General features: G+C 67.3%; 1 pseudogene. It reads right to left on the reverse strand.

Annotated features, from left to right (window positions below):
- Positions 1-211: pseudogene (locus G6017_RS17095) on the reverse strand (UDP-glucose 6-dehydrogenase); the annotation flags it as partial.

A 211-nucleotide genomic window follows, 5' to 3' on the forward strand; every position in this document is an offset into this window, starting at 1 on the left:
TCATCGCCTCGTCCGCACCCAACTCACCGGCCCGCGCCATGAACGCCCGGATGTCCTTGGGCAGACAACCGCCACCGAAGCCCAGCCCGGCATTGAGGAAGCGCCGCCCGATCCGCTTGTCCATGCCGATCGCATCGGCCAGCACCGTCACATCGGCGCCGGCGGCCTCACACACCTCCGACACCGCGTTGATGAAGCTGATCTTGGTCGC

It is taken from the genome of Dietzia sp. B44, from assembly GCF_014145245.1.
Classification (GTDB): domain Bacteria; phylum Actinomycetota; class Actinomycetes; order Mycobacteriales; family Mycobacteriaceae; genus Dietzia; species Dietzia natronolimnaea.